Below are 15,401 nucleotides of genomic sequence, written 5' to 3' on the forward strand. Positions count from 1 at the left end.
CCTTGCAGGGAGGGGCAGGGGGGAGGGTAGCAGCGCCGCACCAGCTTGCGGCGTGACCCTCATCCGGCGGCTAGCGCCGCCACCTTCTCCCGGGGGGAGAAGGGTTCGTGGTTGGCGTTTTCATGTCGGTAACGCCGGGCTTTCCAGGCGATGCCCCGTGCGGTTGATGAACACATCTTCGAGCGTGGGCCGGCCCAGCGTGATCGACGTCAGCCGCTCGCGAAACTCAGCGATCAGGCGTGGCAACAGTTGCTCGCCCCCGTCAGCCTGCACGCGGATTTGGCCATCGACCACGACGGCTTCGATCCCGAGTTGTTGCCGAATGTCGCGGGCCAGCCGCGCGGGATCGGCCGCGTCGATCGTGATCAGGTCCGCGCCGACCGTGGCTCGCAAGGCGTCGGGCGTGTCGAGGGCCACGATGTTGCCACCGTCCATGATCGCCAAACGATCGACCTGGTTGGCTTCTTCGAGCAGGTGCGTCGTCAGCACCACGGTCGTCCCGTCCCGCTCGCGCAGTTCGACGAGCAACTGCCACAGATCGGCCCGCGCCGCCGGATCGAGCCCGGTGCTCGGCTCGTCAAGCAACAATACAGCCGGGCGGTGGAGCAGCCCTTTGGCCAACTCAACGCGTCGCCGCAGGCCGCCGGACAATCGCTCGACCAGTTCGCCCGCTCGATCGGCCACGCCGAATCGCTCGAGCATGGCGTCGGTCGCTTGTCGCAAGCGCGACCCCGTCAGCCCCACCAGTGGCCCGTGGAACGTCAGGTTCTCGCGAACCGTCAACTTGCGGTCCAGGCTCGGCGCCTGAAACACCACGCCCAGATGCTGACGGACTTGCGTCGTCTGGCGCGCCACATCGAAACCCGCCACGGTAATCGAACCTTGCTGCACCGGCAGCAGGGTCGAGATTAGGCGAAACAGCGTGGTCTTGCCCGAGCCGTTGGGTCCAAGCAAGGCGAACAACTCGCCCGCCGCGATCCGCAGATCGATGCCGACCAGCGCGCGGCGCGAACCGTATTGATGCACCACCTGGCAAGCGTGAATCGCGGCAGCAGGCATTACTTAGTGACCAGAGTGTCCGCCGGCGGCGGCAGGTCCCTTGCCCGCTTCGTCGTGATGAACCGGGGCGGCGTTCTCGATCGCCGTCGCGTCTTTCAGGGTGCCGATCTGGGCCCGGCGTTCGGGCGAGTAACGGCGCATGCGCAACCCGACGTCCGGCACCAGGGCCAACACCAGGAACAGCGACATGATCGAAGCCGGAATCGTCAGCACGTACTTCCAGTCGGCCTCGGATTTCAAGTGCATGAAGAACAGCATCACCAACAGGGCCTTGGTGCATGAGACGAGCATCATGAACACCCAGCCAACCGCCGGCGTGTCGCCCCAGCGCTCGTGCCAGAAGTCGGAATAGGTCATGAACGAGCAAGTTGTCAGCGCGCACAACGCAATGAAGACGTAAATGTACTTGGCCAAGCCGCCGTGGCCGTGCGCGTCGTGCCCAGCGTCGTGGTGACCGTGATCGTGAGTCGAATCCATAATACAAAGTCCTCGGACAAGCCGATGGTGAGCGAGTTTTGTGTATTGAGTTTTTCTTTAGCCTCCGGTCAATGACCGGGGGTCAATGCAACACTAGAACAAGTACAACAAAGGAAACAGAAAGATCCAGACCAGGTCGACAAAGTGCCAGTACAGACCAACATTCTCGATCGCGCCGGCAAAGTGTTCATCCATCCGATAGGTCAGCATCAGGGCAAAGGCGATCAGGCCGACCAGCACGTGAACAGCGTGAAATCCCGTCAGCACAAAGTAGGTGCTGGCCCACATGTTGCCCCCCGGAATCACGATCGGCAGCTTGAGCCAATGGTACTTGTCATTTAAGCCGTGCAGCGACTCCTTGGAGCCGTGGTGGGGCAGCGGCATGATCTCCGCCGCCAGGCGCACCATCTCGCCAAGATCGGACGAGCCGCCACGATCTTTCAGGTTCAACAACATCTTGTATTGCGCCACCTCTTCCTGCTCGGCATCGGTCAGTGCAGGCTTCGTGGCCTTTTCACCCGGCTTGAGCGTCTTGGCCTCGGCTTCGAACTCTTCTTGTTTTTTGAGCAAAGGCGCGACGCTATTGGTGCGATCCTTGATCAACACATCAACGCGCGTCCGAACGGCCGAACCATACATCAGGTCGGCCTTCTCGTAGATCGGGCTGCGCGGATAGGCCGGGTGAATGCCGTGGGCGAACTTGGCGTTGTACTCGTAGCCCTTCACCCCCAAGAACACGCACCCCAGCGCCAACGTCAGCGCCATCCACCCCTTGGCGGCCTGGGCCTTGCCAGAGCGGGCCATTTCCAGGCAGAGCACGATCGTCACGCTGGAGCAGATCAGCACGAACGTGTTGAACGCGCCGATCGGCTCGCTGAGGTGTACCGCATGTGGCACCGGCCACGTGGCGGCGCCGAACCGCAGCACGATGTACGTGCCGATCAGGCCAGCGAAGAACATGATTTCCGTCGACAGGAACAGCCACATGAACAGCTTGCCATTCGGCAACGGCAGGGCCGGCTGGTATTGCAACTTCAAATGCCCATGTCCACCCGAATGATCGTGGCCATCGGAATGACCATGTCCATGATCCCCGTGGCCGTGTCCAGTATCGTGAGCGATCGTTGCCATAAGAATTCTTTACAGAGTGCCAAACGGACCCAGAATCAACATCAACAACAGCGACGGCAGGTAAACCAGCGAGGCCCGCAACAGCCAGCGCGCCGACCGCTCGTCGGGCCGGACCAAAAACGTCACGGCACAGGCCAACTGCGCCAGCCCGAGCACCAGCGCCCAGACCACGTAGTGCAGCCCGGCCAGATGCGTCACCGCCGGCAACAAGCTAACCGGCACCAACAAGAGCGCGGCACAGACGGCCTGCAAGCCGGCGGCGCGCCCGGTGCGGTCAACCACCGGCAACATCTTCATCCCCGCCGCGGCGTAGTCCTCGCGATACAGCCAGGCAATCGCCATGAAGTGTGGAAACTGCCAGAGCAACACCACGCCGAACAAGCCAAACGCGGCCAGGTTCCAATGTCCATCAACGGCCGACCAACCCATCAGGATCGGCATCGCGCCGGCGACCGCACCGACCGCGGTATTCAACGTCGACCGCACTTTCATCGGCGTATAGACAACGACATACAGCAGCCACGTGATCAGGCCAAGAAGCGCCGTCGTCGGCCGCACCATCAGCCACAGGTAACCAACGCCCGACAGGCCCGTGAGCGCGACGAAGAACAATCCCTCGGCACTCGACAACCGCCCCGCCGCCAGCGGTCGATCGACCGTGCGCCGCATGCGGCGGTCCAAATCGCGTTCAAGCCAGTGATTGGCGGCGCTGGCGCTACTGGCCACCAGGGCCGTCCCGATCAGGGCATGCACCAGCAGCGTCAAGTCCGGCGCGTTCCAGCGCGCCAGGAAGCCCGCCACCAGCACCGTGAACAGTTCCAGGATCGCGATCCGCGGCTTGCACAGTTCGACGTAATCGCGCACGCGGAGCGACCAAGGATACCGCGCGTCGACCGCGGGACTGTGGCCGGCGAGCATTTCGCGAGAGTCCAACATGCCAGCTTCGATGGCGCTCGATTCGAGCAGCGAGGAGGCATTGCTCATAGCGCCACCCCCAGTTTGAGCGAGCGCAGTTCAATGTGCGGCGCATCGCCACGCACCAGGCGGAACGAACGGAGCGCCAACACGCCCGAGGTGGCCAGAATCAACGAGCCGACGGCCACGTGGGCCGTGGTGACGGTGGCTTGCAGCAACCCTTCCTGGGCAATCACGTAATCCTCGGCCAGGCTCAGCCAATGCATCCAGGTGGGCCAACCGAAATTGGTCACCCAGGTCGCACACCCCAGCACCAATTGCACCAGCAACAAGGCAACCAGCGCCGCGGCCGGTCGCGCCAGCAACCGCTCGCCGGCAAAGCTGCGCCGCACGCAGACAAAGGCCAATACGATGTGCGCCGTCAGGGCCAAGGCCAGCAGCAAATGGAACCAGACAATGACTTCAAACTGGCTGGGAGTGAAGCCCAACGACAAATGCCGCAGGTGGGCGCCGACAATAATCTGCAGATAAGCAAGCAGGGCGGTCAACGACGCCAGTCGATGGAGTTTGCCACCGGCGTGATTTATCACCGGTTGCGCCTCACTCCGCCAATACTTGGAGGTGAAGGCCGCCATCGCCGCCGCCAGGGCAAAGTACAACGGCCCAACGCAGGCATGCAGGCGAGCCAGCGTCCGGGCGTCGAGCGTCACGCGCATGCCGCCAATCACGGCCTGCACGCACACGACGCCCAACAGCGCCAGCGAAAACCAATGGACCCAATTGCGACGATCGCGACGCCAGGCTAGCCAAGCAAGCGCAATCGTCATCAACCCAACCGGCGTGACCAACAAGCGATGGCCGTGCTCGATGAACAGATCGAACGGCCCGGTCAGCCAAGTGACCCAAGGATACCGCAGCGGGTTGTACCCATAGGTCGTGGGCCAGTCGGGAACCGCCATGCCCGCTTCGTGCGTGGTGACCATCGCCCCCACCCAAATCAGCGGGAACGTAGCGCAAACCAGGGCCACACTCAAGCGGTGAAGCCAAGGCGAATCGGTTTGCGGGACGACGGAGGGCATAGGTTCAACACGGAACAAGCAGACTCAGTTAAGACGACCGGTACACGATCAGTGACCGTGCGATTCCCCTTCAGCCTCGGGATTCTTGGGCGGTTCCCACTGCGGGTAGTAATCCTTGTCGGTGAGCGGCGAGCCGTACTCGTACGGGGCGCGGTACACGATGGGTTGGGCGTCGAAGTTGCCGTGCCCCGGCGGGCTGGGCGCGAACCATTCGAGCGAGTTGGCGTGCCAGGGGTTCCGGCCGCACTTGGGCCCGAAGAACATGCTGACGATGAAGTTGCCGAAGAAAATCAATTGCGTCAGCCCCATGGCGATGGCGCAGATCGACATAAACTGGTTCAACCCCTTCATGTGGGCGAACAGTTCAAAGTGGTACGGGTCGGCATAGCGGCGCGGGAAGCCGCCCGCCCCCAGGATGTGCATCGGATAGAACGTGCCGTTCAGGAAGATGAACGTCAGGAAGAAATGCACCTTCCCCAACGTCTCGTTCATCGTCCGGCCGAACATCTTGGGGAACCAGAAATAGATGGCCCCAAACACCGCCATCGCCGTGCCGGCGAACAACACATAGTGAATGTGCCCGACGATGAAGTAGGTGTCGTGAATATGCACGTCGACGGGCGTGGCGGCCATGAAAATGCCCGACAGGCCGCCGATGATGAACATCGACACAAACGCCAACGAGAACAGCATCGGCGTGGTGAACTGAATGCGGCCACCCCACAAGGTACCCAGCCAGTTGAAGGTCTTAATGGCGCTGGGCAGCGCGATCATCATCGTCGACACCATGAACGTCATGCCCAAGGCCGGGTTCATGCCCGACATGAACATGTGATGTCCCCAGACGATGAAACCCAGCCCGGCGATGCCCGAGATCGAGTAGACCATCGGCTTGTAGCCAAACAACGGCTTGCGAGCAAAGCAGCTAATAATGTCCGAGACCATGCCCATCGCCGGCAGAATCATGATGTACACGGCCGGGTGGCTGTAGAACCAGAACAAGTGCTGCCACAGCAGAACCTGACCACCACCGCTAACCGGCGGCGCGTTGTTGACGATCAGACCTTCGGGCAGGAAGAACCCGGTCATCGCCACGCGATCGAGCAACTGCATGAACAATGCCGCGGTCAACACGGGCAAGGCAAAGGCCTGGAGCACGGCGGTGATGAACATGCCCCAGATGGTCATCGGCAGCCGGAACATGGTCATGCCCGGCGCGCGCATCTGGATGATCGTGGTCATGTAGTTGACCGAACCCATCATCGACGAGATGCCGACGAAGATCAGGCCGATCAGCCAGAAGGTTTGTCCCATGGCGCTACCCGGCGCCGCCGCGGGGTGTCCCGATAAGGGCGGATAGCCGGTCCAGCCGGCCGCTGCCGCGCCGCCGGCGGTGAAAAAGCTGCAAATCATGACGATGAAGGCCGGCCACATGAACCAGTAGCTCAGCATGTTGAGTGTCGGAAACGCCATGTCGTCGGCGCCGATCATCAACGGGATCAAGAAGTTGCCGAACGCGCCGGCCAAAATCGGAATGATCACGAAGAAAATCATCACCGAGGCGTGCATGGTGACGAGCATGGTGTAGAACTCGGGCGAAATCTGGCCCCCTTCGGCGGGGAACACCGTCGGGCCGACGCCCGGCATGTTCGACCAGGGCCAGGCCAACTGCCAGCGCACGCCCAGGGCCAGCAACCCGCCGACGATCAACCAGAGCAGCGTCGAGAACAGGAACTGGATGCCGATCACCTTGTGATCGAGCGAGAAAACATACGTCCGCACGAAGTGACCCAACGAACCTTGCTGGGCGTGATCGTGACCGTGGGTGCTAACCGCTGCGTCGCTCATGGCTATCCTCAACAGCGCTCGGACACTTGCACCTGTGGGTTCCGCCGCACAGCGGACTGATCGTGGGCAAGCTGCCGAACGCTGACGCTGAATGTTTGTCCGTGGTTACTTGATTGCGATTCGTTACGAGATTATCTGGCTTACTTCGTCGCCGTCTGCTGCCGGCTGATGTTCTCGAGCCAGGCGTTGTACTTGTCGCGCGACTCGACTTTGAGCCGCCCCTTCATCTTGTAGTGGCCCCAGCCGCACAACTCGGCGCAGACCAGGTCGTACTCGCCCGTTTGCTTGGCCCGGAACCAGACCGGAATCATCATGCCCGGCACGGCGTCCTGCTTGACGCGCAAGTTGGGCAGGAAGAAGTCGTGCAGCACGTCCATGCTCTTCAGGTTCACAACCACATCCTCGTCGACCGGCAAGTGGAACTCGTTGACCGCGTAGATGTCGTCGGGCGTGTCGAACTTGTTGTCCGGGCCGGGGTAGCGGAACCGCCACTCGAACTGCCGGGCCATCACTTCCAAGGTGGCGGGCACATTCGGCCGGCGCATCTTCACGTCGGCCCAGGCGTTCATCTGGTAAATGGCAATGAACAGCAACGTCGCCGCCGGCAGAATCGTCCAGACGACTTCCAGGTTGTGGCTGCCGTGGGTGAACTTGACCGGCTCGGGGTTGCTGCTGGCATCGTACTTCCACAAGAACCAAACCAGCGCGCCCTCGGTGACAATGAACACCAGGCCGGTGAGAATCAGAATGAAGTTCCACAGGTGGTCAATCTGCCAGCCGTGCTCCGAGATATCGACCGGCAGCCACATGGCGCCGCTGGCTCCCCAGACAAATGAGCCCACGCCGAGCACCGGCACCAGCAAGAACAGCAAGCTCCAATAACGTCCCACCGTCAGTCTCCGCAAAAAGTTCGTCACGCCCGGCGGTTGACCCAGGCGGCTGGTTTCTCGGGGTGTTCTCTCTTGTCGAGCGCCGTGGCGCGCGAAGCGGTCCTAGTTAATCCAAGGAATTAGTTGTGTGCCCGTCCGGCGGTCGGGCTCGCCGCAGCCGACGTCAAACGCTGGTCATAAGGAAGCAGCCGCACGTAATCGACCAACTGCCAAATTTCGGTCGGCGTCAACGACTTGCCACCGGCGGGCATCGGGGTGCCGGCAATGCCAGCGTGAACCCGCCGATAGGTGTCCGTCATGTTGCGGCCAAAGCGATACAGCCCTTGCCGCAAGTTGCGTGGTTGAATCTGCTGCTCGGGGAGCAAGTAAGTTTCGTGCGAAATCTTCAACAGCTCGCGCTTGCCATCGATCTGCTTGCGCAGCGCCTCGCGAGCCGCCGCCTCGTCCGCGGGCTTCATCCCTGGCGGGGGCTGGAAGTTCCGCAGGTCGTGTTCGAGTGTGGCGATTTCCTTGGGGAGGACCGTTTGCTTCTTTTCCTTGTTCCACTCGTCGAACAGCAATTCTTCACTGCCATCACCCAGACCATTCGGCCCGTGGCACTTGGCACATTGGGCCTTGGGCCCCTTGAACAACTCGGCGCCCGCCTTGGCCCAGGCCACGTGGTCGGTGATTTCCGGCTTGGGGGGAATCTGGATCGGGCCGGTCTTATCGTCGGCCCAGTTCTCGGCCAGTGGCGACAATCCCTCGGTGACGAGGAAGTCACGTGTCAACTCAATCGAGTCGTCGTCAAAGACCTGCGACGCGAGCAGAATCTCCATCTCGCCACGCATGCTCAGATACTTCACGTATTCGATCAGCGCGTCGCGTTCTTGCTCGGGCAGCAACAGGAACGACGGCATGGCGGTGCCGTTGATCCCTTCACGCAGAGTCCGGTGCAGGTCGTCATTCGACGGCTTCTGCGCCAATTCGTTGGCCTTGAATTTGTAGACACCCTTGCGGTAATCGCGAGGGTAAGGCGTGAGGAACGCCGCCGTCGGACCAGCGCCGTCGCCGGTGATGCCGTGACAGTGGGCACAGTGCTGACGATACAACCCGCGCTGTTCACCGTTTTCGTTACTCGACACCGGCCCCGACGCGAGCCGAATCTTGTAAATGTCCAAGCCGCTTTCGGCGAATACCCAAGGATCGTCCGGCGTGCCGAACAAGGCGTAGAGGGCCGTCGAAATCTTCTTTTCGGCGGCGACTTGATTGCCTTCGGCCTTGGGATCGAACAGCTTGGGATCGCGACCTTGCTTGTCCAATCGGAAGCTGACTGGCAGCGGCTTAGTACAGCCGGCCACCAGGGCGACCGACACCAGCGCCACGCACGCAGTGCCGAGCCAACGGGTCGAACGGTTTTGGATCAAAGAAATGCTCACCATGAATACCCTATCACCCAGTTCAGCACGACGACCTTGCGACCTTCGCACCAGCTTGACTTGACTTTGAACTTAGAACTGTCCAGCGGGCACCTTGATTTCGCCCACGTCCTTTGTTTCGTTCTCACCGATTTTCAACTTGAATCGTCCCTTGCTCACCGCCCCGGCCGTCAGGCCACCCGGCGCGCGTTCGTGCCAGACCTGAAACTCGATGGTTTCTCCCGCCGGCAGATTGGCAATCTCGAACGAGCCGTCCTTGCTGGTGACCGCGAAGTAAGGATCCTTGCGGGCCACGACAAAGGCCTTCATCCACGGGTGGATGTTGCACGTCACTTCGGACGGCGCGCCCATTTCGCGAGTGAACGTGTACGAGTCCGATTGTTGGGCCGGTAACAGAAAGTTCGCCGGCGGATTTCCCGGCGGCGCGATGTTGGTGTTGTGGCCGACGCTGTCGCTGTTCTTGATCACAATCGGCAGCTTGATCATCGTGGCAAACAAGTGCGTCGAGAACAGGCACTTCTTCTGGTCGAACTCGGGCTTGCTGCCGCCGGGAACCGGCGCGTCGGGCTTCACCCGCGAGACCTTGCGGGCGTAAATGAACACATTGGAAATCCCCTTGCTGGCGGCGTCGACCACCAACGATTCGACCGGAACCTGCGCGCCGCAGACTTCGGCGTCCTTGTTGGCCGTGGACATGAAAGCGGCCGCTGGCGGCGCGCCGTCGAAGGTGAATTTCCCCTTCAGCGTACACCAACCGGTGCCGGTCGCCTGGGCCGTGGCCGCCGCCGCGCCAGCGCCACCGCCAGCGCGAAGCTTTTCGGCCAGCGCCTTGTCCGGCTGGGCATCATTGCTCAGTCGCTTGCCGCAACCTGTCAGCGATACTGCGGTCAGCGCTACTGCCCCCAGCATCAACGCGGCCAAGGCGCTGAACCCCAGCGCCCCACCACGCGCCGCGCGCCGGCGCGGCGATTCGATCACTCGACTCGACTTCCCAACCATCATGGCGGTCCTACTCACAACGGGTCTTGTTCAAACGAGCTCACTAGAACAGGCTCGGGTCCAGCTCGATGACCCCCAGGTCATTGGCGCCATCCTTGATGGTCTGCTTGAAGCGACCATTGGCCCACGAGCCAGCCTTCAAGTAGCCCTTCTTCTCGTGCCAGGCCTGGAACTCCAACTCGCCGGCCGGCAACTTTTCGATCGTCAACGTCCCATCCGCCGCCGACACGGCCATATACGGGTTATCGCGCGGCAGCACCCAACCCACCATCCAGGGATGAATGTTGCAGGTGATCTTCACCGGCACGGTCTGGACCCGGGCAAACTTGTGCTCGACCGATTGATTGGAGGGGATCAGCGGGTTGATGCCCGCGTCCAGCATCGGCTGCAGGTTGCTGTTGTGGCCCACCGGGTCCGAATTGTGCAGCACTAGCGACTGGCTCAGCCGGATCGGCAGAATGTGCGGCACGAAACGGCAGCCCTTGTTGTCGTATTCGAGCTTGTCATTATCGGTCTTGGCGTAGTCGGGATGGACCATCACACCTTTGGTGCGCAGATAAACGATGATGTTGGCCACGCCGCCGTCGGCGCCGACGACCAGGTCTTCTTCGACCAGGTTGTGCGGGCCGCAGACCTCGATGTCCTTGTTGACGTTGATCTTCACCGGAGCGGGGGCCGCGCCTTTGTACTTGAACTTGATCTTCAGATCGCCCCATTGCGCTTGGGCGGTCGAAGCGCCGGCCAAAACAGCCAACGCGGCCGAGAACAACAGGGCAGGGCGAGCAACGCGAAATAACATGCTACTTGGCTCCTTTATCGCCGGCCGGCGTTCCAGCGCCGGGCGTCGATTCGGTTTTGGGCGCCGCGGGTTCCTTGGGCGCGTCGATCTGGACATTCATGTCGGGCACGGCGGCCGGCGCTCCCGGAGGAGGCGAGCCGTCGTTCCGACCACAACCGGCAACCAGCGCCACCGCCAGGCAGGCGGCGGCAATCGTTGCTGAAAACTGCTTGCTCATGATTCGGAGTCCTTCTTTGAATCGGGCGTGCGGTCGATTACTGCGGACGATTTCCGGCCGGAGCCGCGCCACTCGCCGGCACTGCCGGAGCGGGCGGCGGAACGAGCGCCTTGATCGACGTCTTGCCTTGCATCACTTCCGGCCAGTTCAACAACAAGTCCGCCACGCCGGACACCTGCTCGGCGCTGGTGCCGTGGTACAGGGCCTGGTCAGCGGGCTTGTCGGGCGGAAAGTTCACCGGCATGCCCGTAAACGGCAATTGCCGCTTGGGGTTGGCGATCCAGCGTTGCAGGAAGTCAGGGCGCAACCGCTGCGAAACACGATCCAACTGCGGCGCCAGCGCCTTCTCGCTGCCGGCCGGCACAAAGTCGCCGATCAAGTGGCACTTCACGCAGTAGTTGTTGTTCGTAATCACGTTTAGTGCGTCCTTCATCCGGCCCGGGTGCTTGGCCTCGGCCGTCGACAGGTACTCGCTCCGCGTGCGCGGATCAAACTCATACGGGTATTCAACCTTGTCACGGGCGGCGAAGTAATTGACCAGGGCGGTCGCTTCGTCGCTCGACATATTGAACTTGGGCATCCGTAGGATCACGGCCGGCCGAATCGGGTAAGGATCGAGCAGGAAGTTGTGCAGCCAGGCCGACTGTACCTTGCGTCCCTCGCCCACCAACGGCGGCGGAACCCAGCCCCAGGCGTCGCTCCCCTTCACGTTCGCGTTGTTCGGCCTTTCCAGTTCCATCGCCACCGGGTGCAACATGCGGGCCAAATTGCCGCCTACCGGGGCCCGCTTGTTGACAATCATCGTGTCGGGCACTGGCACGTCCAAGCCGCCCACCGGCCAGACGTGGCCATCGATGGCCGCCGGCTTCCAAAGCTCAAAGATGTTGATCGGCTTGCCGTCGTCGTCTTCGATCGTCTCGGGGCGCGGCATGCCTGTGATCGTGGCGCGACCCAACCCGCGACGGTCGACCTTGGTCGAGGCCACCATTTGCGCCGGCGTGAAGTGCGGGTTCAAGAAGGCAAAGTCAGTGAACGGCGGCGGGGGGGGCAGCGCGTTCGGATCCTTGCTGTCGGCCGGCTTGTAGTCGAAGGTCCACTGCTCCATCTCCATCGTATGGCAGCCGGCGCAGTTGAACTTGTTGACGACTTGCTGACCCTTCAGCTCCCAGGCCCGATTTGGCGACGGCTTGTACACGTAGCGCGCGGCGGGGGGCTCGGCCACCAAACCCAGCACGAACGTGATCACCGCTTCGCGCTGTTCGGGCGTGAAGTTGAACTTGGGCATCCGCAGCCGGTCGAAGTAGTCCTTGTTCTCGGTCTTGCGATAGTCATAGCTCCGCGGCTCGCGCAGCTTTTGCCAGATGAAGCCTTCACGACCGTGGTGCATCATGGCATCGAGATAGAAGCCCGCGTCTTGATTGACGTCGCGCGTGGTCAGGTGTCCGTGCGCATCGTGCGAGTCAAGGTGAGCGAGTTCTTCGTGGTCGTCACCTGCGTGCTGGCTCTTCATGCCGTGGATTTCGCTCTTGTGGATGGCGATCTCCGGGTCTTTCCCTTCGGCCTGACGTTGTGACAGGTAAGCGACAATCTGCTCGAAGGCCAGCTTCGACGGCTCCTTACGGCCCCAGTCGGCCAGCGCGGTGCCGATCGGCTTGGCGTCTTCAAAGCCTGGGATGTCGTGACAACCCGAGCAACCCAATCGCGAGATCGAGCGGCGGCCGACGTAGAGCAACTTGCGACGAGCCAGTTCTTCAGGCGAGAACTCACCGACCAAAATCGTCTCGTCGCCGCGGACGGCCGCGCCCAGCTTGGGGCTGATGCCGTTCTTGGCGTAAGCCTCGGCGTCGACCACCGTGAACGCGCCGGTTAGATACTGCTTGGTCAACTCGGTCAGGGCGTCGCCATTGCTGGCGGCGGTGGGCAAAGCGGCCGGTTCCTTCGGCGACCAGCCTTGCGACTTGAGCAGGTACTCGACAATGTCGGCGGCCGGATCGGTCGTCTTGCCGTCGGCGCCCTTGATCGTTTCGAGGAACAGGTTCGGCATCACCGTGCGAGCGTGGTAGCGATTGGGCTCGCGGACCCAGCTATACAGCCAATCGCGGCCGCGCTGCCCCTTGAGCTTCGAGCCCAGGCGGTTTAGGTCCGGACCTTGCGTGTCCTTGGCCGCGGGGAAATCGCCGTGCTGGTGACAGGCCAAACAGCCGCGAGTCTGGAACATCACCTTGCCGCGCTCGACCGACGGCGGCTCGACGGCTCCCTTGGGGCGAGCGGCGTATTCGAACTTGTCGCTGCGGGCCAGCAGATAATCGGTGATCGCCAGAATCTCTAGCGGCTCGTAACGCTGGGCCGTGGTCAAGCCGGGGCTCGGTTGCATGACCGGGTGGCCGCTGGCGTCGTTAATCGGACGTCCTTCGACCACCTTTTCCTCGGGGGTCAGGTGATCCCACAAGCCAAAGAACCTGGGCATCTTGGTCGAGGGGCGGAAATCGCTCGGGTTGCGAATCCAGTGATACAAGAAGTCCTTGTCGACCTTCGACGCGACGTAACGCAGGCTGGGGCCGACCTTGCGCAACTGGCCCGGTGTTTCATCGTCGGCGCCGAGCAGGCCCGCCAGCTTCTTCATCGCCGGCGTCACGGTCCCTTCGCCGCTTTGCGGCGCGGCGGCAATCAACTCGGCCAGCAATTTGCGCTGGGACGTCACCTCGGGATGGGCGACCACGTCGCGGGCCAGCAACTTCATCTCGTCGCTCAACCCCTGCGAGGCCAGCAATGACTGGGCCGCGGCAAAGTACGTCGGCTCGGCCCGCATATCGGGGCCCTTGCGCTTCGACGGGCCGTCGTAGCCGTTGATCTCGTGGCAACCGAAGCAGCCGTATTGCCGGATCAGATTGTAGCCTTCGACCAGCTTCGGCGCCGGCGGATCGGGGAACCGTTCGCTCGGCTCCAACTCGATCACTTCGTGGTGACACTTCAAGCAGGTGCTCTCGGCAAACCGAGTGGGCTGCTGCGGGAAGATCCAGTGGTGGTTGTTGAACCAGCCGTGCTTGCGCGACCATTCGTCGGCTTCGTTCGGATTGTTCGGCGTGTGCGAAGCCCACTTGAAATCGGTGGCGCTCCCTTGGCCATCGTGACAGATGGTGCAGCCCACGTCGGCCATCTTGTGCGGGCTGAGCGAACCGACGAACAAGTCGAGCTTCGGGTGCGAGCTGAACGGCTGCGGAATGCCGCGGCGGACAGTGAGCGTCAGCGGCTTGCCCCACGTGACCAGGTCCACCAGAAACTTTTCGGCCGTCGCGCGGTCGACGATCTGGGCGTCTTCGATCAGCTCGATCACGTCGCCGGGTTTCAGACCGGCGTTGGCGGCCACCGAGCGCGGCCACACCACGTCGACCGTCGCGTCGTTGGGGTTCAACTGTCCCTCGGCGGACAGCGAGAACCCATAGACCAGATCGGTCGTGATGGGGATTGGCTTGCCATCCTTGTCTTTTTCACGCTGGGGCGCCTGCTTCGGCGTGCTCAGTGTCAGCTTTTCGCGTTTGGCCGGCTCATAGCCGGCGTCAACGGCCGAGCCGGGCGCGGTCTTGTCGATGCCCAAGTGGCAGGTCGTGCAACGGTCGAATCGCGCGACATCGCGGAAGTTGTTGTTCAGCGTCAGTTGCGGCAGCCAGATTTGCTCGATCTTGAGCGGCCGGCCAAAGGCGTCGATGATTGGCGCTTCGAGCAGCTTGCGGCCGATGCGGCCAATGGCATCGGGAGGCTGGCGCTCAGTGAGTGCCGTTTCACGCTGCTTGAGCGGAGTCTCGTAATCGGCCAGTTCCTTCTGTTTGGCCGCTTCGTTAGCGTTGATCTGACCGATCACGCCTTCCAGGTCCAGCCGGTGCGTCTTGGCGGCCTGATACGCCAAGTTCAAGTCATTGACCAGGTTCTCGACCTTGCGCACCCCGTCCTCGATCGACTTCAAGTCGGCGTCGTCCTTCCCCTCGTCGACGGCAATCGAAAACTTGCTGCGCTCGACGTCCAACTCGGCGCGCTTGAACTTCAACTCGCTCTGACGTTTTCCCTCGTCGAACTTGGCCTTGTTGACGACGGCTTGCATAGCCGCCAGCAGCGCCGCCCGCTTGGTCGTGACTTGCGACTTGTCTTCCGTGGGCGAAGGGGGCGTCCCCTTGGGCAAGGCCACATCGATCTGATCTTGGACCGCCTTCAAGTCGTAACCGTTGGTCGAAGCGTACGCCGTGGCTCGCTTGAGGAAGTCGTCGACCAACTCACGCGACGGGTGCTCGGCCGCGGCGGCGGCGACTTCCTTTTGCAACTCGGCCTTGCGAGCCTGGAACGCGGGGCTGTCCGACTCGTCGACCCGGCTTTCGGCCGTCCAGATTTCGACTTTCTGGAAGTCGCGCTGGTAGTTCTTCCACTCCCGATCGTGGTCCTTGGCCAGCATCCAGATGGTGGCGATCAACATCACCAACCCCGAGACGCAGAACACCACGTGCATCAGCGACAGACTGCGCCAAGTTTGTTCATTAGCGGGCATATCAGCTTGCCTTCGTTCCGTCGGGATCCAACCCG

12 protein-coding genes are annotated in these 15,401 nt (G+C 62.1%); all 12 read right to left on the reverse strand.

What is annotated here, in order from left to right; translation table 11 throughout:
• Window positions 1–120: 120 nt before the first annotated feature.
• Window positions 121–1,059: an ATP-binding cassette domain-containing protein gene (locus tag JSS27_00125; GenBank protein ID MBS0207332.1), complete on the reverse strand. Its 939-nt coding sequence runs from the start codon at window positions 1,057–1,059 to the stop codon at window positions 121–123.
• Window positions 1,060–1,062: 3 nt separating this feature from the next.
• Window positions 1,063–1,536 carry a cytochrome C oxidase subunit IV family protein gene (locus JSS27_00130; GenBank protein ID MBS0207333.1) on the reverse strand — a complete coding sequence of 158 codons (474 nt, stop codon included), beginning with the start codon at window positions 1,534–1,536 and terminating at the stop codon, window positions 1,063–1,065.
• Window positions 1,537–1,629: 93 nt separating this feature from the next.
• Window positions 1,630–2,340 (reverse strand): heme-copper oxidase subunit III, encoded by a 711-nt coding sequence (locus tag JSS27_00135; GenBank protein MBS0207334.1) that lies wholly within the window; start codon window positions 2,338–2,340, stop codon window positions 1,630–1,632.
• A gap of 336 nt (window positions 2,341–2,676) precedes the next feature.
• The gene (gene cyoE / locus JSS27_00140; GenBank protein ID MBS0207335.1) at window positions 2,677–3,651 is read right to left on the reverse strand and encodes a protoheme IX farnesyltransferase; all 975 of its coding nucleotides are present in this window, start codon (window positions 3,649–3,651) and stop codon (window positions 2,677–2,679) included.
• Window positions 3,648–4,661 carry a COX15/CtaA family protein gene (locus tag JSS27_00145; GenBank protein MBS0207336.1) on the reverse strand — a complete coding sequence of 338 codons (1,014 nt, stop codon included), beginning with the start codon at window positions 4,659–4,661 and terminating at the stop codon, window positions 3,648–3,650. Before JSS27_00145 ends, cyoE begins: the two co-directional genes overlap by 4 nt.
• Before the next feature lie 48 nt (window positions 4,662–4,709).
• The gene (locus JSS27_00150) at window positions 4,710–6,509 is read right to left on the reverse strand and encodes a cbb3-type cytochrome c oxidase subunit I (protein ID MBS0207337.1); all 1,800 of its coding nucleotides are present in this window, start codon (window positions 6,507–6,509) and stop codon (window positions 4,710–4,712) included.
• 140 nt (window positions 6,510–6,649) lie between these two features.
• Window positions 6,650–7,399: a cytochrome c oxidase subunit II gene (gene coxB / locus JSS27_00155; protein ID MBS0207338.1), complete on the reverse strand. Its 750-nt coding sequence runs from the start codon at window positions 7,397–7,399 to the stop codon at window positions 6,650–6,652.
• Between the two features lie 119 nt (window positions 7,400–7,518).
• On the reverse strand, window positions 7,519–8,820 hold the full coding sequence (locus JSS27_00160) for a c-type cytochrome (protein ID MBS0207339.1): 1,302 nt from the start codon (window positions 8,818–8,820) through the stop codon (window positions 7,519–7,521).
• Between the two features lie 69 nt (window positions 8,821–8,889).
• A complete protein-coding gene (locus tag JSS27_00165) occupies window positions 8,890–9,819 on the reverse strand; it encodes a hypothetical protein (GenBank protein ID MBS0207340.1) in 930 nt (309 codons plus the stop codon).
• A 40-nt stretch (window positions 9,820–9,859) separates the two neighbouring features.
• The gene (locus tag JSS27_00170) at window positions 9,860–10,615 is read right to left on the reverse strand and encodes a hypothetical protein (protein MBS0207341.1); all 756 of its coding nucleotides are present in this window, start codon (window positions 10,613–10,615) and stop codon (window positions 9,860–9,862) included.
• Between the two features lies 1 nt (window position 10,616).
• Window positions 10,617–10,832, reverse strand: coding sequence for a hypothetical protein (locus JSS27_00175; protein ID MBS0207342.1), 216 nt, complete (start codon window positions 10,830–10,832; stop codon window positions 10,617–10,619).
• 37 nt (window positions 10,833–10,869) lie between these two features.
• Window positions 10,870–15,366 carry a c-type cytochrome gene (locus JSS27_00180; GenBank protein MBS0207343.1) on the reverse strand — a complete coding sequence of 1,499 codons (4,497 nt, stop codon included), beginning with the start codon at window positions 15,364–15,366 and terminating at the stop codon, window positions 10,870–10,872.
• Window positions 15,367–15,401 lie beyond the last annotated feature (35 nt).

The sequence above is a fragment of the Planctomycetota bacterium genome (assembly GCA_018242585.1).
Taxonomy (GTDB): Bacteria; Planctomycetota; Planctomycetia; order Pirellulales; family PNKZ01; genus JAFEBQ01.

Coding starts and splice junctions, on each gene's coding strand:
- cyoE (MBS0207335.1), bottom strand. CDS start 3,651: ATGAGCAATGCCTCCTCGCTGCTCGAATCGAGCGCCATCGAAGCTGGC.
- JSS27_00125 (MBS0207332.1), bottom strand. CDS start 1,059: ATGCCTGCTGCCGCGATTCACGCTTGCCAGGTGGTGCATCAATACGGT.
- JSS27_00150 (MBS0207337.1), bottom strand. CDS start 6,509: ATGAGCGACGCAGCGGTTAGCACCCACGGTCACGATCACGCCCAGCAA.
- JSS27_00160 (MBS0207339.1), bottom strand. CDS start 8,820: ATGGTGAGCATTTCTTTGATCCAAAACCGTTCGACCCGTTGGCTCGGC.
- JSS27_00145 (MBS0207336.1), bottom strand. CDS start 4,661: ATGCCCTCCGTCGTCCCGCAAACCGATTCGCCTTGGCTTCACCGCTTG.
- JSS27_00165 (MBS0207340.1), bottom strand. CDS start 9,819: ATGATGGTTGGGAAGTCGAGTCGAGTGATCGAATCGCCGCGCCGGCGC.
- JSS27_00175 (MBS0207342.1), bottom strand. CDS start 10,832: ATGAGCAAGCAGTTTTCAGCAACGATTGCCGCCGCCTGCCTGGCGGTG.
- JSS27_00135 (MBS0207334.1), bottom strand. CDS start 2,340: ATGGCCCGCTCTGGCAAGGCCCAGGCCGCCAAGGGGTGGATGGCGCTG.
- JSS27_00170 (MBS0207341.1), bottom strand. CDS start 10,615: ATGTTATTTCGCGTTGCTCGCCCTGCCCTGTTGTTCTCGGCCGCGTTG.
- JSS27_00180 (MBS0207343.1), bottom strand. CDS start 15,366: ATGCCCGCTAATGAACAAACTTGGCGCAGTCTGTCGCTGATGCACGTG.
- JSS27_00130 (MBS0207333.1), bottom strand. CDS start 1,536: ATGGATTCGACTCACGATCACGGTCACCACGACGCTGGGCACGACGCG.